Origin of the sequence: Globicatella sp. HMSC072A10, from assembly GCF_001811625.1 — a bacterium.
Taxonomy (GTDB): Bacteria; Bacillota; Bacilli; order Lactobacillales; family Aerococcaceae; genus Globicatella; species Globicatella sanguinis.
In genome coordinates this window covers 1-246 of sequence record NZ_KV805795.1, presented here as the reverse complement: position 1 = coordinate 246, position 246 = coordinate 1, and the positions used below count along the sequence as shown (strand labels likewise).

General features: G+C 34.6%; 1 protein-coding gene. It reads left to right on the top strand.

The features are described from left to right. Positions 1-246 (top strand): IS30 family transposase (locus HMPREF2811_RS11125; RefSeq protein ID WP_141749303.1); only part of this gene is annotated, 246 nt, incomplete at both ends.

The window sequence follows — 246 nt, the reverse complement described above, 5'->3', positions numbered from 1 at the left end:
AATCAGTAAACTCATCATCCCGATAAAAATTAGCAGTCGAAAATCAAGTGATGTGCGAATAGCTTGTGATAACTGGTTTGCTTTTTTACCGAGAAATTTATTTAAATCCATTACGTTTGATTGTGGAAAAGAATTTTCTGATTGGCAAGCCATTTCAAATGTCAATGACATCAATATTTACTTTGCTAATCCTGGTTGTTCGTCACAACGCGGTTTAAATGAACACTCTAATGGACTTCTTCGAAG